Source organism: Paenimyroides ceti (assembly GCF_030409925.1).
On the sequence record NZ_JAUFQU010000093.1, the window covers coordinates 22,501 to 38,615 of the forward strand.

Below are 16,115 nucleotides of genomic sequence, written 5' to 3' on the forward strand. Positions count from 1 at the left end.
TTTTTTTTTTTTTTTTTTTTTTTTTTTTTTTTTTTTTTTTTTTTTTTTTTTTTTTTTTTTTTTTTTTTTTTTTTTTTTTTTTTTTTTTTTTTTTTTTTTTTTTTTTTTTTTTTTTTTTTTTTTTTTTTTATTTTTTTTTTTTTTTTTTTTTTTTTTTTTTTTTTTTTTTTTTTTTTTTTTTTTTTTTTTTTTTTTTTTTTTTTTTTTTTTTTTTTTTTTTTTTTTTTTTTTTTTTTTTTTTTTTTTTTTTTTTTTTTTTTTTTTTTTTTTTTTTTTTTTTTTTTTTTTTTTTTTTTTTTTTTTTTTTTTTTTTTTTTTTTTTTTTTTTTTTTTTTTTTTTTTTTTTTTTTTTTTTTTTTTTTTTTTTTTTTTTTTTTTTTTTTTTTTTTTTTTTTTTTTTTTTTTTTTTTTTTTTTTTTTTTTTTTTTTTTTTTTTTTTTTTTTTTTTTTTTTTTTTTTTTTTTTTTTTTTTTTTTTTTTTTTTTTTTTTTTATTTTTTTTTTTTTTTTTTTTTTTTTTTTTTTTTTTTTTTTTTTTTTTTTTTTTTTTTTTTTTTTTTTTTTTTTTTTTTTTTTTTTTTTTTTTTTTTTTTTTTTTTTTTTTTTTTTTTTTTTTTTTTTTTTTTTTTTTTTTTTTTTTTTTTTTTTTTTTTTTTTTTTTTTTTTTTTTTTTTTTTTTTTTTTTTTTTTTTTTTTTTTTTTTTTTTTTTTTTTTTTTTTTTTTTTTTTTTTTTTTTTTTTTTTTTTTTTTTTTTTTTTTTTTTTTTTTTTTTTTTTTTTTTTTTTTTTTTTTTTTTTTTTTTTTTTTTTTTTTTTTTTTTTTTTTTTTTTTTTTTTTTTTTTTTTTTTTTTTTTTTTTTTTTTTTTTTTTTTTTTTTTTTTTTTTTTTTTTTTTTTTTTTTTTTTTTTTTTTTTTTTTATTTTTTTTTTTTTTTTTTTTTTTTTTTTTTTTTTTTTTTTTTTTTTTTTTTTTTTTTTTTTTTTTTTTTTTTTTTTTTTTTTTTTTTTTTTTTTTTTTTTTTTTTTTTTTTTTTTTTTTTTTTTTTTTTTTTTTTTTTTTTTTTTTTTTTTTTTTTTTTTTTTTTTTTTTTTTTTTTTTTTTTTTTTTTTTTTTTTTTTTTTTTTTTTTTTTTTTTTTTTTTTTTTTTTTTTTTTTTTTTTTTTTTTTTTTTTTTTTTTTTTTTTTTTTTTTTTTTTTTTTTTTTTTTTTTTTTTTTTTTTTTTTTTTTTTTTTTTTTTTTTTTTTTTTTTTTTTTTTTTTTTTTTTTTTTTTTTTTTTTTTTTTTTTTTTTTTTTTTTTTTTTTTTTTTTTTTTTTTTTTTTTTTTTTTTTTTTTTTTTTTTTTTTTTTTTTTTTTTTTTTTTTTTTTTTTTTTTTTTTTTTTTTTTTTTTTTTTTTTTTTTTTTTTTTTTTTTTTTTTTTTTTTTTTTTTTTTTTTTTTTTTTTTTTTTTTTTTTTTTTTTTTTTTTTTTTTTTTTTTTTTTTTTTTTTTTTTTTTTTTTTTTTTTTTTTTTTTTTTTTTTTTTTTTTTTTTTTTTTTTTTTTTTTTTTTTTTTTTTTTTTTTTTTTTTTTTTTTTTTTTTTTTTTTTTTTTTTTTTTTTTTTTTTTTTTTTTTTTTTTTTTTTTTTTTTTTTTTTTTTTTTTTTTTTTTTTTTTTTTTTTTTTTTTTTTTTTTTTTTTTTTTTTTTTTTTTTTTTTTTTTTTTTTTTTTTTTTTTTTTTTTTTTTTTTTTTTTTTTTTTTTTTTTTTTTTTTTTTTTTTTTTTTTTTTTTTTTTTTTTTTTTTTTTTTTTTTTTTTTTTTTTTTTTTTTTTTTTTTTTTTTTTTTTTTTTTTTTTTTTTTTTTTTTTTTTTTTTTTTTTTTTTTTTTTTTTTTTTTTTTTTTTTTTTTTTTTTTTTTTTTTTTTTTTTTTTTTTTTTTTTTTTTTTTTTTTTTTTTTTTTTTTTTTTTTTTTTTTTTTTTTTTTTTTTTTTTTTTTTTTTTTTTTTTTTTTTTTTTTTTTTTTTTTTTTTTTTTTTTTTTTTTTTTTTTTTTTTTTTTTTTTTTTTTTTTTTTTTTTTTTTTTTTTTTTTTTTTTTTTTTTTTTTTTTTTTTTTTTTTTTTTTTTTTTTTTTTTTTTTTTTTTTTTTTTTTTTTTTTTTTTTTTTTTTTTTTTTTTTTTTTTTTTTTTTTTTTTTTTTTTTTTTTTTTTTTTTTTTTTTTTTTTTTTTTTTTTTTTTTTTTTTTTTTTTTTTTTTTTTTTTTTTTTTTTTTTTTTTTTTTTTTTTTTTTTTTTTTTTTTTTTTTTTTTTTTTTTTTTTTTATTTTTTTTTTTTTTTTTTTTTTTTTTTTTTTTTTTTTTTTTTTTTTTTTTTTTTTTTTTTTTTTTTTTTTTTTTTTTTTTTTTTTTTTTTTTTTTTTTTTTTTTTTTTTTTTTTTTTTTTTTTTTTTTTTTTTTTTTTTTTTTTTTTTTTTTTTTTTTTTTTTTTTTTTTTTTTTTTTTTTTTTTTTTTTTTTTTTTTTTTTTTTTTTTTTTTTTTTTTTTTTTTTTTTTTTTTTTTTTTTTTTTTTTTTTTTTTTTTTTTTTTTTTTTTTTTTTTTTTTTTTTTTTTTTTTTTTTTTTTTTTTTTTTTTTTTTTTTTTTTTTTTTTTTTTTTTTTTTTTTTTTTTTTTTTTTTTTTTTTTTTTTTTTTTTTTTTTTTTTTTTTTTTTTTTTTTTTTTTTTTTTTTTTTTTTTTTTTTTTTTTTTTTTTTTTTTTTTTTTTTTTTTTTTTTTTTTTTTTTTTTTTTTTTTTTTTTTTTTTTTTTTTTTTTTTTTTTTTTTTTTTTTTTTTTTTTTTTTTTTTTTTTTTTTTTTTTTTTTTTTTTTTTTTTTTTTTTTTTTTTTTTTTTTTTTTTTTTTTTTTTTTTTTTTTTTTTTTTTTTTTTTTTTTTTTTTTTTTTTTTTTTTTTTTTTTTTTTTTTTTTTTTTTTTTTTTTTTTTTTTTTTTTTTTTTTTTTTTTTTTTTTTTTTTTTTTTTTTTTTTTTTTTTTTTTTTTTTTTTTTTTTTTTTTTTTTTTTTTTTTTTTTTTTTTTTTTTTTTTTTTTTTTTTTTTTTTTTTTTTTTTTTTTTTTTTTTTTTTTTTTTTTTTTTTTTTTTTTTTTTTTTTTTTTTTTTTTTTTTTTTTTTTTTTTTTTTTTTTTTTTTTTTTTTTTTTTTTTTTTTTTTTTTTTTTTTTTTTTTTTTTTTTTTTTTTTTTTTTTTTTTTTTTTTTTTTTTTTTTTTTTTTTTTTTTTTTTTTTTTTTTTTTTTTTTTTTTTTTTTTTTTTTTTTTTTTTTTTTTTTTTTTTTTTTTTTTTTTTTTTTTTTTTTTTTTTTTTTTTTTTTTTTTTTTTTTTTTTTTTTTTTTTTTTTTTTTTTTTTTTTTTTTTTTTTTTTTTTTTTTTTTTTTTTTTTTTTTTTTTTTTTTTTTTTTTTTTTTTTTTTTTTTTTTTTTTTTTTTTTTTTTTTTTTTTTTTTTTTTTTTTTTTTTTTTTTTTTTTTTTTTTTTTTTTTTTTTTTTTTTTTTTTTTTTTTTTTTTTTTTTTTTTTTTTTTTTTTTTTTTTTTTTTTTTTTTTTTTTTTTTTTTTTTTTTTTTTTTTTTTTTTTTTTTTTTTTTTTTTTTTTTTTTTTTTTTTTTTTTTTTTTTTTTTTTTTTTTTTTTTTTTTTTTTTTTTTTTTTTTTTTTTTTTTTTTTTTTTTTTTTTTTTTTTTTTTTTTTTTTTTTTTTTTTTTTTTTTTTTTTTTTTTTTTTTTTTTTTTTTTTTTTTTTTTTTTTTTTTTTTTTTTTTTTTTTTTTTTTTTTTTTTTTTTTTTTTTTTTTTTTTTTTTTTTTTTTTTTTTTTTTTTTTTTTTTTATTTTTTTTTTTTTTTTTTTTTTTTTTTTTTTTTTTTTTTTTTTTTTTTTTTTTTTTTTTTTTTTTTTTTTTTTTTTTTTTTTTTTTTTTTTTTTTTTTTTTTTTTTTTTTTTTTTTTTTTTTTTTTTTTTTTTTTTTTTTTTTTTTTTTTTTTTTTTTTTTTTTTTTTTTTTTTTTTTTTTTTTTTTTTTTTTTTTTTTTTTTTTTTTTTTTTTTTTTTTTTTTTTTTTTTTTTTTTTTTTTTTTTTTTTTTTTTTTTTTTTTTTTTTTTTTTTTTTTTTTTTTTTTTTTTTTTTTTTTTTTTTTTTTTTTTTTTTTTTTTTTTTTTTTTTTTTTTTTTTTTTTTTTTTTTTTTTTTTTTTTTTTTTTTTTTTTTTTTTTTTTTTTTTTTTTTTTTTTTTTTTTTTTTTTTTTTTTTTTTTTTTTTTTTTTTTTTTTTTTTTTTTTTTTTTTTTTTTTTTTTTTTTTTTTTTTTTTTTTTTTTTTTTTTTTTTTTTTTTTTTTTTTTTTTTTTTTTTTTTTTTTTTTTTTTTTTTTTTTTTTTTTTTTTTTTTTTTTTTTTTTTTTTTTTTTTTTTTTTTTTTTTTTTTTTTTTTTTTTTTTTTTTTTTTTTTTTTTTTTTTTTTTTTTTTTTTTTTTTTTTTTTTTTTTTTTTTTTTTTTTTTTTTTTTTTTTTTTTTTTTTTTTTTTTTTTTTTTTTTTTTTTTTTTTTTTTTTTTTTTTTTTTTTTTTTTTTTTTTTTTTTTTTTTTTTTTTTTTTTTTTTTTTTTTTTTTTTTTTTTTTTTTTTTTTTTTTTTTTTTTTTTTTTTTTTTTTTTTTTTTTTTTTTTTTTTTTTTTTTTTTTTTTTTTTTTTTTTTTTTTTTTTTTTTTTTTTTTTTTTTTTTTTTTTTTTTTTTTTTTTTTTTTTTTTTTTTTTTTTTTTTTTTTTTTTTTTTTTTTTTTTTTTTTTTTTTTTTTTTTTTTTTTTTTTTTTTTTTTTTTTTTTTTTTTTTTTTTTTTTTTTTTTTTTTTTTTTTTTTTTTTTTTTTTTTTTTTTTTTTTTTTTTTTTTTTTTTTTTTTTTTTTTTTTTTTTTTTTTTTTTTTTTTTTTTTTTTTTTTTTTTTTTTTTTTTTTTTTTTTTTTTTTTTTTTTTTTTTTTTTTTTTTTTTTTTTTTTTTTTTTTTTTTTTTTTTTTTTTTTTTTTTTTTTTTTTTTTTTTTTTTTTTTTTTTTTTTTTTTTTTTTTTTTTTTTTTTTTTTTTTTTTTTTTTTTTTTTTTTTTTTTTTTTTTTTTTTTTTTTTTTTTTTTATTTTTTTTTTTTTTTTTTTTTTTTTTTTTTTTTTTTTTTTTTTTTTTTTTTTTTTTTTTTTTTTTTTTTTTTTTTTTTTTTTTTTTTTTTTTTTTTTTTTTTTTTTTTTTTTTTTTTTTTTTTTTTTTTTTTTTTTTTTTTTTTTTTTTTTTTTTTTTTTTTTTTTTTTTTTTTTTTTTTTTTTTTTTTTTTTTTTTTTTTTTTTTTTTTTTTTTTTTTTTTTTTTTTTTTTTTTTTTTTTTTTTTTTTTTTTTTTTTTTTTTTTTTTTTTTTTTTTTTTTTTTTTTTTTTTTTTTTTTTTTTTTTTTTTTTTTTTTTTTTTTTTTTTTTTTTTTTTTTTTTTTTTTTTTTTTTTTTTTTTTTTTTTTTTTTTTTTTTTTTTTTTTTTTTTTTTTTTTTTTTTTTTTTTTTTTTTTTTTTTTTTTTTTTTTTTTTTTTTTTTTTTTTTTTTTTTTTTTTTTTTTTTTTTTTTTTTTTTTTTTTTTTTTTTTTTTTTTTTTTTTTTTTTTTTTTTTTTTTTTTTTTTTTTTTTTTTTTTTTTTTTTTTTTTTTTTTTTTTTTTTTTTTTTTTTTTTTTTTTTTTTTTTTTTTTTTTTTTTTTTTTTTTTTTTTTTTTTTTTTTTTTTTTTTTTTTTTTTTTTTTTTTTTTTTTTTTTTTTTTTTTTTTTTTTTTTTTTTTTTTTTTTTTTTTTTTTTTTTTTTTTTTTTTTTTTTTTTTTTTTTTTTTTTTTTTTTTTTTATTTTTTTTTTTTTTTTTTTTTTTTTTTTTTTTTTTTTTTTTTTTTTTTTTTTTTTTTTTTTTTTTTTTTTTTTTTTTTTTTTTTTTTTTTTTTTTTTTTTTTTTTTTTTTTTTTTTTTTTTTTTTTTTTTTTTTTTTTTTTTTTTTTTTTTTTTTTTTTTTTTTTTTTTTTTTTTTTTTTTTTTTTTTTTTTTTTTTTTTTTTTTTTTTTTTTTTTTTTTTTTTTTTTTTTTTTTTTTTTTTTTTTTTTTTTTTTTTTTTTTTTTTTTTTTTTTTTTTTTTTTTTTTTTTTTTTTTTTTTTTTTTTTTTTTTTTTTTTTTTTTTTTTTTTTTTTTTTTTTTTTTTTTTTTTTTTTTTTTTTTTTTTTTTTTTTTTTTTTTTTTTTTTTTTTTTTTTTTTTTTTTTTTTTTTTTTTTTTTTTTTTTTTTTTTTTTTTTTTTTTTTTTTTTTTTTTTTTTTTTTTTTTTTTTTTTTTTTTTTTTTTTTTTTTTTTTTTTTTTTTTTTTTTTTTTTTTTTTTTTTTTTTTTTTTTTTTTTTTTTTTTTTTTTTTTTTTTTTTTTTTTTTTTTTTTTTTTTTTTTTTTTTTTTTTTTTTTTTTTTTTTTTTTTTTTTTTTTTTTTTTTTTTTTTTTTTTTTTTTTTTTTTTTTTTTTTTTTTTTTTTTTTTTTTTTTTTTTTTTTTTTTTTTTTTTTTTTTTTTTTTTTTTTTTTTTTTTTTTTTTTTTTTTTTTTTTTTTTTTTTTTTTTTTTTTTTTTTTTTTTTTTTTTTTTTTTTTTTTTTTTTTTTTTTTTTTTTTTTTTTTTTTTTTTTTTTTTTTTTTTTTTTTTTTTTTTTTTTTTTTTTTTTTTTTTTTTTTTTTTTTTTTTTTTTTTTTTTTTTTTTTTTTTTTTTTTTTTTTTTTTTTTTTTTTTTTTTTTTTTTTTTTTTTTTTTTTTTTTTTTTTTTTTTTTTTTTTTTTTTTTTTTTTTTTTTTTTTTTTTTTTTTTTTTTTTTTTTTTTTTTTTTTTTTTTTTTTTTTTTTTTTTTTTTTTTTTTTTTTTTTTTTTTTTTTTTTTTTTTTTTTTTTTTTTTTTTTTTTTTTTTTTTTTTTTTTTTTTTTTTTTTTTTTTTTTTTTTTTTTTTTTTTTTTTTTTTTTTTTTTTTTTTTTTTTTTTTTTTTTTTTTTTTTTTTTTTTTTTTTTTTTTTTTTTTTTTTTTTTTTTTTTTTTTTTTTTTTTTTTTTTTTTTTTTTTTTTTTTTTTTTTTTTTTTTTTTTTTTTTTTTTTTTTTTTTTTTTTTTTTTTTTTTTTTTTTTTTTTTTTTTTTTTTTTTTTTTTTTTTTTTTTTTTTTTTTTTTTTTTTTTTTTTTTTTTTTTTTTTTTTTTTTTTTTTTTTTTTTTTTTTTTTTTTTTTTTTTTTTTTTTTTTTTTTTTTTTTTTTTTTTTTTTTTTTTTTTTTTTTTTTTTTTTTTTTTTTTTTTTTTTTTTTTTATTTTTTTTTTTTTTTTTTTTTTTTTTTTTTTTTTTTTTTTTTTTTTTTTTTTTTTTTTTTTTTTTTTTTTTTTTTTTTTTTTTTTTTTTTTTTTTTTTTTTTTTTTTTTTTTTTTTTTTTTTTTTTTTTTTTTTTTTTTTTTTTTTTTTTTTTTTTTTTTTTTTTTTTTTTTTTTTTTTTTTTTTTTTTTTTTTTTTTTTTTTTTTTTTTTTTTTTTTTTTTTTTTTTTTTTTTTTTTTTTTTTTTTTTTTTTTTTTTTTTTTTTTTTTTTTTTTTTTTTTTTTTTTTTTTTTTTTTTTTTTTTTTTTTTTTTTTTTTTTTTTTTTTTTTTTTTTTTTTTTTTTTTTTTTTTTTTTTTTTTTTTTTTTTTTTTTTTTTTTTTTTTTTTTTTTTTTTTTTTTTTTTTTTTTTTTTTTTTTTTTTTTTTTTTTTTTTTTTTTTTTTTTTTTTTTTTTTTTTTTTTTTTTTTTTTTTTTTTTTTTTTTTTTTTTTTTTTTTTTTTTTTTTTTTTTTTTTTTTTTTTTTTTTTTTTTTTTTTTTTTTTTTTTTTTTTTTTTTTTTTTTTTTTTTTTTTTTTTTTTTTTTTTTTTTTTTTTTTTTTTTTTTTTTTTTTTTTTTTTTTTTTTTTTTTTTTTTTTTTTTTTTTTTTTTTTTTTTTTTTTTTTTTTTTTTTTTTTTTTTTTTTTTTTTTTTTTTTTTTTTTTTTTTTTTTTTTTTTTTTTTTTTTTTTTTTTTTTTTTTTTTTTTTATTTTTTTTTTTTTTTTTTTTTTTTTTTTTTTTTTTTTTTTTTTTTTTTTTTTTTTTTTTTTTTTTTTTTTTTTTTTTTTTTTTTTTTTTTTTTTTTTTTTTTTTTTTTTTATTTTTTTTTTTTTTTTTTTTTTTTTTTTTTTTTTTTTTTTTTTTTTTTTTTTTTTTTTTTTTTTTTTTTTTTTTTTTTTTTTTTTTTTTTTTTTTTTTTTTTTTTTTTTTTTTTTTTTTTTTTTTTTTTTTTTTTTTTTTTTTTTTTTTTTTTTTTTTTTTTTTTTTTTTTTTTTTTTTTTTTTTTTTTTTTTTTTTTTTTTTTTTTTTTTTTTTTTTTTTTTTTTTTTTTTTTTTTTTTTTTTTTTTTTTTTTTTTTTTTTTTTTTTTTTTTTTTTTTTTTTTTTTTTTTTTTTTTTTTTTTTTTTTTTTTTTTTTTTTTTTTTTTTTTTTTTTTTTTTTTTTTTTTTTTTTTTTTTTTTTTTTTTTTTTTTTTTTTTTTTTTTTTTTTTTTTTTTTTTTTTTTTTTTTTTTTTTTTTTTTTTTTTTTTTTTTTTTTTTTTTTTTTTTTTTTTTTTTTTTTTTTTTTTTTTTTTTTTTTTTTTTTTTTTTTTTTTTTTTTTTTTTTTTTTTTTTTTTTTTTTTTTTTTTTTTTTTTTTTTTTTTTTTTTTTTTTTTTTTTTTTTTTTTTTTTTTTTTTTTTTTTTTTTTTTTTTTTTTTTTTTTTTTTTTTTTTTTTTTTTTTTTTTTTTTTTTTTTTTTTTTTTTTTTTTTTTTTTTTTTTTTTTTTTTTTTTTTTTTTTTTTTTTTTTTTTTTTTTTTTTTTTTTTTTTTTTTTTTTTTTTTTTTTTTTTTTTTTTTTTTTTTTTTTTTTTTTTTTTTTTTTTTTTTTTTTTTTTTTTTTTTTTTTTTTTTTTTTTTTTTTTTTTTTTTTTTTTTTTTTTTTTTTTTTTTTTTTTTTTTTTTTTTTTTTTTTTTTTTTTTTTTTTTTTTTTTTTTTTTTTTTTTTTTTTTTTTTTTTTTTTTTTTTTTTTTTTTTTTTTTTTTTTTTTTTTTTTTTTTTTTTTTTTTTTTTTTTTTTTTTTTTTTTTTTTTTTTTTTTTTTTTTTTTTTTTTTTTTTTTTTTTTTTTTTTTTTTTTTTTTTTTTTTTTTTTTTTTTTTTTTTTTTTTTTTTTTTTTTTTTTTTTTTTTTTTTTTTTTTTTTTTTTTTTTTTTTTTTTTTTTTTTTTTTTTTTTTTTTTTTTTTTTTTTTTTTTTTTTTTTTTTTTTTTTTTTTTTTTTTTTTTTTTTTTTTTTTTTTTTTTTTTTTTTTTTTTTTTTTTTTTTTTTTTTTTTTTTTTTTTTTTTTTTTTTTTTTTTTTTTTTTTTTTTTTTTTTTTTTTTTTTTTTTTTTTTTTTTTTTTTTTTTTTTTTTTTTTTTTTTTTTTTTTTTTTTTTTTTTTTTTTTTTTTTTTTTTTTTTTTTTTTTTTTTTTTTTTTTTTTTTTTTTTTTTTTTTTTTTTTTTTTTTTTTTTTTTTTTTTTTTTTTTTTTTTTTTTTTTTTTTTTTTTTTTTTTTTTTTTTTTTTTTTTTTTTTTTTTTTTTTTTTTTTTTTTTTTTTTTTTTTTTTTTTTTTTTTTTTTTTTTTTTTTTTTTTTTTTTTTTTTTTTTTTTTTTTTTTTTTTTTTTTTTTTTTTTTTTTTTTTTTTTTTTTTTTTTTTTTTTTTTTTTTTTTTTTTTTTTTTTTTTTTTTTTTTTTTTTTTTTTTTTTTTTTTTTTTTTTTTTTTTTTTTTTTTTTTTTTTTTTTTTTTTTTTTTTTTTTTTTTTTTTTTTTTTTTTTTTTTTTTTTTTTTTTTTTTTTTTTTTTTTTTTTTTTTTTTTTTTTTTTTTTTTTTTTTTTTTTTTTTTTTTTTTTTTTTTTTTTTTTTTTTTTTTTTTTTTTTTTTTTTTTTTTTTTTTTTTTTTTTTTTTTTTTTTTTTTTTTTTTTTTTTTTTTTTTTTTTTATTTTTTTTTTTTTTTTTTTTTTTTTTTTTTTTTTTTTTTTTTTTTTTTTTTTTTTTTTTTTTTTTTTTTTTTTTATTTTTTTTTTTTTTTTTTTTTTTTTTTTTTTTTTTTTTTTTTTTTTTTTTTTTTTTTTTTTTTTTTTTTTTTTTTTTTTTTTTTTTTTTTTTTTTTTTTTTTTTTTTTTTTTTTTTTTTTTTTTTTTTTTTTTTTTTTTTTTTTTTTTTTTTTTTTTTTTTTTTTTTTTTTTTTTTTTTTTTTTTTTTTTTTTTTTTTTTTTTTTTTTTTTTTTTTTTTTTTTTTTTTTTTTTTTTTTTTTTTTTTTTTTTTTTTTTTTTTTTTTTTTTTTTTTTTTTTTTTTTTTTTTTTTTTTTTTTTTTTTTTTTTTTTTTTTTTTTTTTTTTTTTTTTTTTTTTTTTTTTTTTTTTTTTTTTTTTTTTTTTTTTTTTTTTTTTTTTTTTATTTTTTTTTTTTTTTTTTTTTTTTTTTTTTTTTTTTTTTTTTTTTTTTTTTTTTTTTTTTTTTTTTTTTTTTTTTTTTTTTTTTTTTTTTTTTTTTTTTTTTTTTTTTTTTTTTTTTTTTTTTTTTTTTTTTTTTTTTTTTTTTTTTTTTTTTTTTTTTTTTTTTTTTTTTTTTTTTTTTTTTTTTTTTTTTTTTTTTTTTTTTTTTTTTTTTTTTTTTTTTTTTTTTTTTTTTTTTTTTTTTTTTTTTTTTTTTTTTTTTTTTTTTTTTTTTTTTTTTTTTTTTTTTTTTTTTTTTTTTTTTTTTTTTTTTTTTTTTTTTTTTTTTTTTTTTTTTTTATTTTTTTTTTTTTTTTTTTTTTTTTTTTTTTTTTTTTTTTTTTTTTTTTTTTTTTTTTTTTTTTTTTTTTTTTTTTTTTTTTTTTTTTTTTTTTTTTTTTTTTTTTTTTTTTTTTTTTTTTTTTTTTTTTTTTTTTTTTTTTTTTTTTTTTTTTTTTTTTTTTTTTTTTTTTTTTTTTTTTTTTTTTTTTTTTTTTTTTTTTTTTTTTTTTTTTTTTTTTTTTTTTTTATTTTTTTTTTTTTTTTTTTTTTTTTTTTTTTTTTTTTTTTTTTTTTTTTTTTTTTTTTTTTTTTTTTTTTTTTTTTTTTTTTTTTTTTTTTTTTTTTTTTTTTTTTTTTTTTTTTTTTTTTTTTTTTTTTTTTTTTTTTTTTTTTTTTTTTTTTTTTTTTTTTTTTTTTTTTTTTTTTTTTTTTTTTTTTTTTTTTTTTTTTTTTTTTTTTTTTTTTTTTTTTTTTTTTTTTTTTTTTTTTTTTTTTTTTTTTTTTTTTTTTTTTTTTTTTTTTTTTTTTTTTTTTTTTTTTTTTTTTTTTTTTTTTTTTTTTTTTTTTTTTTTTTTTTTTTTTTTTTTTTTTTTTTTTTTTTTTTTTTTTTTTTTTTTTTTTTTTTTTTTTTTTTTTTTTTTTTTTTTTTTTTTTTTTTTTTTTTTTTTTTTTTTTTTTTTTTTTTTTTTTTTTTTTTTTTTTTTTTTTTTTTTTTTTTTTTTTTTTTTTTTTTTTTTTTTTTTTTTTTTTTTTTTTTTTTTTTTTTTTTTTTTTTTTTTTTTTTTTTTTTTTTTTTTTTTTTTTTTTTTTTTTTTTTTTTTTTTTTTTTTTTTTTTTTTTTTTTTTTTTTTATTTTTTTTTTTTTTTTTTTTTTTTTTTTTTTTTTTTTTTTTTTTTTTTTTTTTTTTTTTTTTTTTTTTTTTTTTTTTTTTTTTTTTTTTTTTTTTTTTTTTTTTTTTTTTTTTTTTTTTTTTTTTTTTTTTTTTTTTTTTTTTTTTTTTTTTTTTTTTTTTTTTTTTTTTTTTTTTTTTTTTTTTTTTTTTTTTTTTTTTTTTTTTTTTTTTTTTTTTTTTTTTTTTTTTTTTTTTTTTTTTTTTTTTTTTTTTTTTTTTTTTTTTTTTTTTTTTTTTTTTTTTTTTTTTTTTTTTTTTTTTTTTTTTTTTTTTTTTTTTTTTTTTTTTTTTTTTTTTTTTTTTTTTTTTTTTTTTTTTTTTTTTTTTTTTTTTTTTTTTTTTTTTTTTTTTTTTTTTTTTTTTTTTTTTTTTTTTTTTTTTTTTTTTTTTTTTTTTTTTTTTTTTTTTTTTTTTTTTTTTTTTTTTTTTTTTTTTTTTTTTTTTTTTTTTTTTTTTTTTTTTTTTTTTTTTTTTTTTTTTTTTTTTTTTTTTTTTTTTTTTTTTTTTTTTTTTTTTTTTTTTTTTTTTTTTTTTTTTTTTTTTTTTTTTTTTTTTTTTTTTTTTTTTTTTTTTTTTTTTTTTTTTTTTTTTTTTTTTTTTTTTTTTTTTTTTTTTTTTTTTTTTTTTTTTTTTTTTTTTTTTTTTTTTTTTTTTTTTTTTTTTTTTTTTTTTTTTTTTTTTTTTTTTTTTTTTTTTTTTTTTTTTTTTTTTTTTTTTTTTTTTTTTTTTTTTTTTTTTTTTTTTTTTTTTTTTTTTTTTTTTTTTTTTTTTTTTTTTTTTTTTTTTTTTTTTTTTTTTTTTTTTTTTTTTTTTTTTTTTTTTTTTTTTTTTTTTTTTTTTTTTTTTTTTTTTTTTTTTTTTTTTTTTTTTTTTTTTTTTTTTTTTTTTTTTTTTTTTTTTTTTTTTTTTTTTTTTTTTTTTTTTTTTTTTTTTTTTTTTTTTTTTTTTTTTTTTTTTTTTTTTTTTTTTTTTTTTTTTTTTTTTTTTTTTTTTTTTTTTTTTTTTTTTTTTTTTTTTTTTTTTTTTTTTTTTTTTTTTTTTTTTTTTTTTTTTTTTTTTTTTTTTTTTTTTTTTTTTTTTTTTTTTTTTTTTTTTTTTTTTTTTTTTTTTTTTTTTTTTTTTTTTTTTTTTTTTTTTTTTTTTTTTTTTTTTTTTTTTTTTTTTTTTTTTTTTTTTTTTTTTTTTTTTTTTTTTTTTTTTTTTTTTTTTTTTTTTTTTTTTTTTTTTTTTTTTTTTTTTTTTTTTTTTTTTTTTTTTTTTTTTTTTTTTTTTTTTTTTTTTTTTTTTTTTTTTTTTTTTTTTTTTTTTTTTTTTTTTTTTTTTTTTTTTTTTTTTTTTTTTTTTTTTTTTTTTTTTTTTTTTTTTTTTTTTTTTTTTTTTTTTTTTTTTTTTTTTTTTTTTTTTTTTTTTTTTTTTTTTTTTTTTTTTTTTTTTTTTTTTTTTTTTTTTTTTTTTTTTTTTTTTTTTTTTTTTTTTTTTTTTTTTTTTTTTTTTTATTTTTTTTTTTTTTTTTTTTTTTTTTTTTTTTTTTTTTTTTTTTTTTTTTTTTTTTTTTTTTTTTTTTTTTTTTTTTTTTTTTTTTTTTTTTTTTTTTTTTTTTTTTTTTTTTTTTTTTTTTTTTTTTTTTTTTTTTTTTTTTTTTTTTTTTTTTTTTTTTTTTTTTTTTTTTTTTTTTTTTTTTTTTTTTTTTTTTTTTTTTTTTTTTTTTTTTTTTTTTTTTTTTTTTTTTTTTTTTTTTTTTTTTTTTTTTTTTTTTTTTTTTTTTTTTTTTTTTTTTTTTTTTTTTTTTTTTTTTTTTTTTTTTTTTTTTTTTTTTTTTTTTTTTTTTTTTTTTTTTTTTTTTTTTTTTTTTTTTTTTTTTTTTTTTTTTTTTTTTTTTTTTTTTTTTTTTTTTTTTTTTTTTTTTTTTTTTTTTTTTTTTTTTTTTTTTTTTTTTTTTTTTTTTTTTTTTTTTTTTTTTTTTTTTTTTTTTTTTTTTTTTTTTTTTTTTTTTTTTTTTTTTTTTTTTTTTTTTTTTTTTTTTTTTTTTTTTTTTTTTTTTTTTTTTTTTTTTTTTTTTTTTTTTTTTTTTTTTTTTTTTTTTTTTTTTTTTTTTTTTTTTTTTTTTTTTTTTTTTTTTTTTTTTTTTTTTTTTTTTTTTTTTTTTTTTTTTTTTTTTTTTTTTTTTTTTTTTTTTTTTTTTTTTTTTTTTTTTTTTTTTTTTTTTTTTTTTTTTTTTTTTTTTTTTTTTTTTTTTTTTTTTTTTTTTTTTTTTTTTTTTTTTTTTTTTTTTTTTTTTTTTTTTTTTTTTTTTTTTTTTTTTTTTTTTTTTTTTTTTTTTTTTTTTTTTTTTTTTTTTTTTTTTTTTTTTTTTTTTTTTTTTTTTTTTTTTTTTTTTTTTTTTTTTTTTTTTTTTTTTTTTTTTTTTTTTTTTTTTTTTTTTTTTTTTTTTTTTTTTTTTTTTTTTTTTTTTTTTTTTTTTTTTTTTTTTTTTTTTTTTTTTTTTTTTTTTTTTTTTTTTTTTTTTTTTTTTTTTTTTTTTTTTTTTTTTTTTTTTTTTTTTTTTTTTTTTTTTTTTTTTTTTTTTTTTTTTTTTTTTTTTTTTTTTTTTTTTTTTTTTTTTTTTTTTTTTTTTTTTTTTTTTTTTTTTTTTTTTTTTTTTTTTTTTTTTTTTTTTTTTTTTTTTTTTTTTTTTTTTTTTTTTTTTTTTTTTTTTTTTTTTTTTTTTTTTTTTTTTTTTTTTTTTTTTTTTTTTTTTTTTTTTTTTTTTTTTTTTTTTTTTTTTTTTTTTTTTTTTTTTTTTTTTTTTTTTTTTTTTTTTTTTTTTTTTTTTTTTTTTTTTTTTTTTTTTTTTTTTTTTTTTTTTTTTTTTTTTTTTTTTTTTTTTTTTTTTTTTTTTTTTTTTTTTTTTTTTTTTTTTTTTTTTTTTTTTTTTTTTTTTTTTTTTTTTTTTTTTTTTTTTTTTTTTTTTTTTTTTTTTTTTTTTTTTTTTTTTTTTTTTTTTTTTTTTTTTTTTTTTTTTTTTTTTTTTTTTTTTTTTTTTTTTTTTTTTTTTTTTTTTTTTTTTTTTTTTTTTTTTTTTTTTTTTTTTTTTTTTTTTTTTTTTTTTTTTTTTTTTTTTTTTTTTTTTTTTTTTTTTTTTTTTTTTTTTTTTTTTTTTTTTTTTTTTTTTTTTTTTTTTTTTTTTTTTTTTTTTTTTTTTTTTTTTTTTTTTTTTTTTTTTTTTTTTTTTTTTTTTTTTTTTTTTTTTTTTTTTTTTTTTTTTTTTTTTTTTTTTTTTTTTTTTTTTTTTTTTTTTTTTTTTTTTTTTTTTTTTTTTTTTTTTTTTTTTTTTTTTTTTTTTTTTTTTTTTTTTTTTTTTTTTTTTTTTTTTTTTTTTTTTTTTTTTTTTTTTTTTTTTTTTTTTTTTTTTTTTTTTTTTTTTTTTTTTTTTTTTTTTTTTTTTTTTTTTTTTTTTTTTTTTTTTTTTTTTTTTTTTTTTTTTTTTTTTTTTTTTTTTTTTTTTTTTTTTTTTTTTTTTTTTTTTTTTTTTTTTTTTTTTTTTTTTTTTTTTTTTTTTTTTTTTTTTTTTTTTTTTTTTTTTTTTTTTTTTTTTTTTTTTTTTTTTTTTTTTTTTTTTTTTTTTTTTTTTTTTTTTTTTTTTTTTTTTTTTTTTTTTTTTTTTTTTTTTTTTTTTTTTTTTTTTTTTTTTTTTTTTTTTTTTTTTTTTTTTTTTTTTTTTTTTTTTTTTTTTTTTTTTTTTTTTTTTTTTTTTTTTTTTTTTTTTTTTTTTTTTTTTTTTTTTTTTATTTTTTTTTTTTTTTTTTTTTTTTTTTTTTTTTTTTTTTTTTTTTTTTTTTTTTTTTTTTTTTTTTTTTTTTTTTTTTTTTTTTTTTTTTTTTTTTTTTTTTTTTTTTTTTTTTTTTTTTTTTTTTTTTTTTTTTTTTTTTTTTTTTTTTTTTTTTTTTTTTTTTTTTTTTTTTTTTTTTTTTTTTTTTTTTTTTTTTTTTTTTTTTTTTTTTTTTTTTTTTTTTTTTTTTTTTTTTTTTTTTTTTTTTTTTTTTTTTTTTTTTTTTTTTTTTTTTTTTTTTTTTTTTTTTTTTTTTTTTTTTTTTTTTTTTTTTTTTTTTTTTTTTTTTTTTTTTTTTTTTTTTTTTTTTTTTTTTTTTTTTTTTTTTTTTTTTTTTTTTTTTTTTTTTTTTTTTTTTTTTTTTTTTTTTTTTTTTTTTTTTTTTTTTTTTTTTTTTTTTTTTTTTTTTTTTTTTTTTTTTTTTTTTTTTTTTTTTTTTTTTTTTTTTTTTTTTTTTTTTTTTTTTTTTTTTTTTTTTTTTTTTTTTTTTTTTTTTTTTTTTTTTTTTTTTTTTTTTTTTTTTTTTTTTTTTTTTTTTTTTTTTTTTTTTT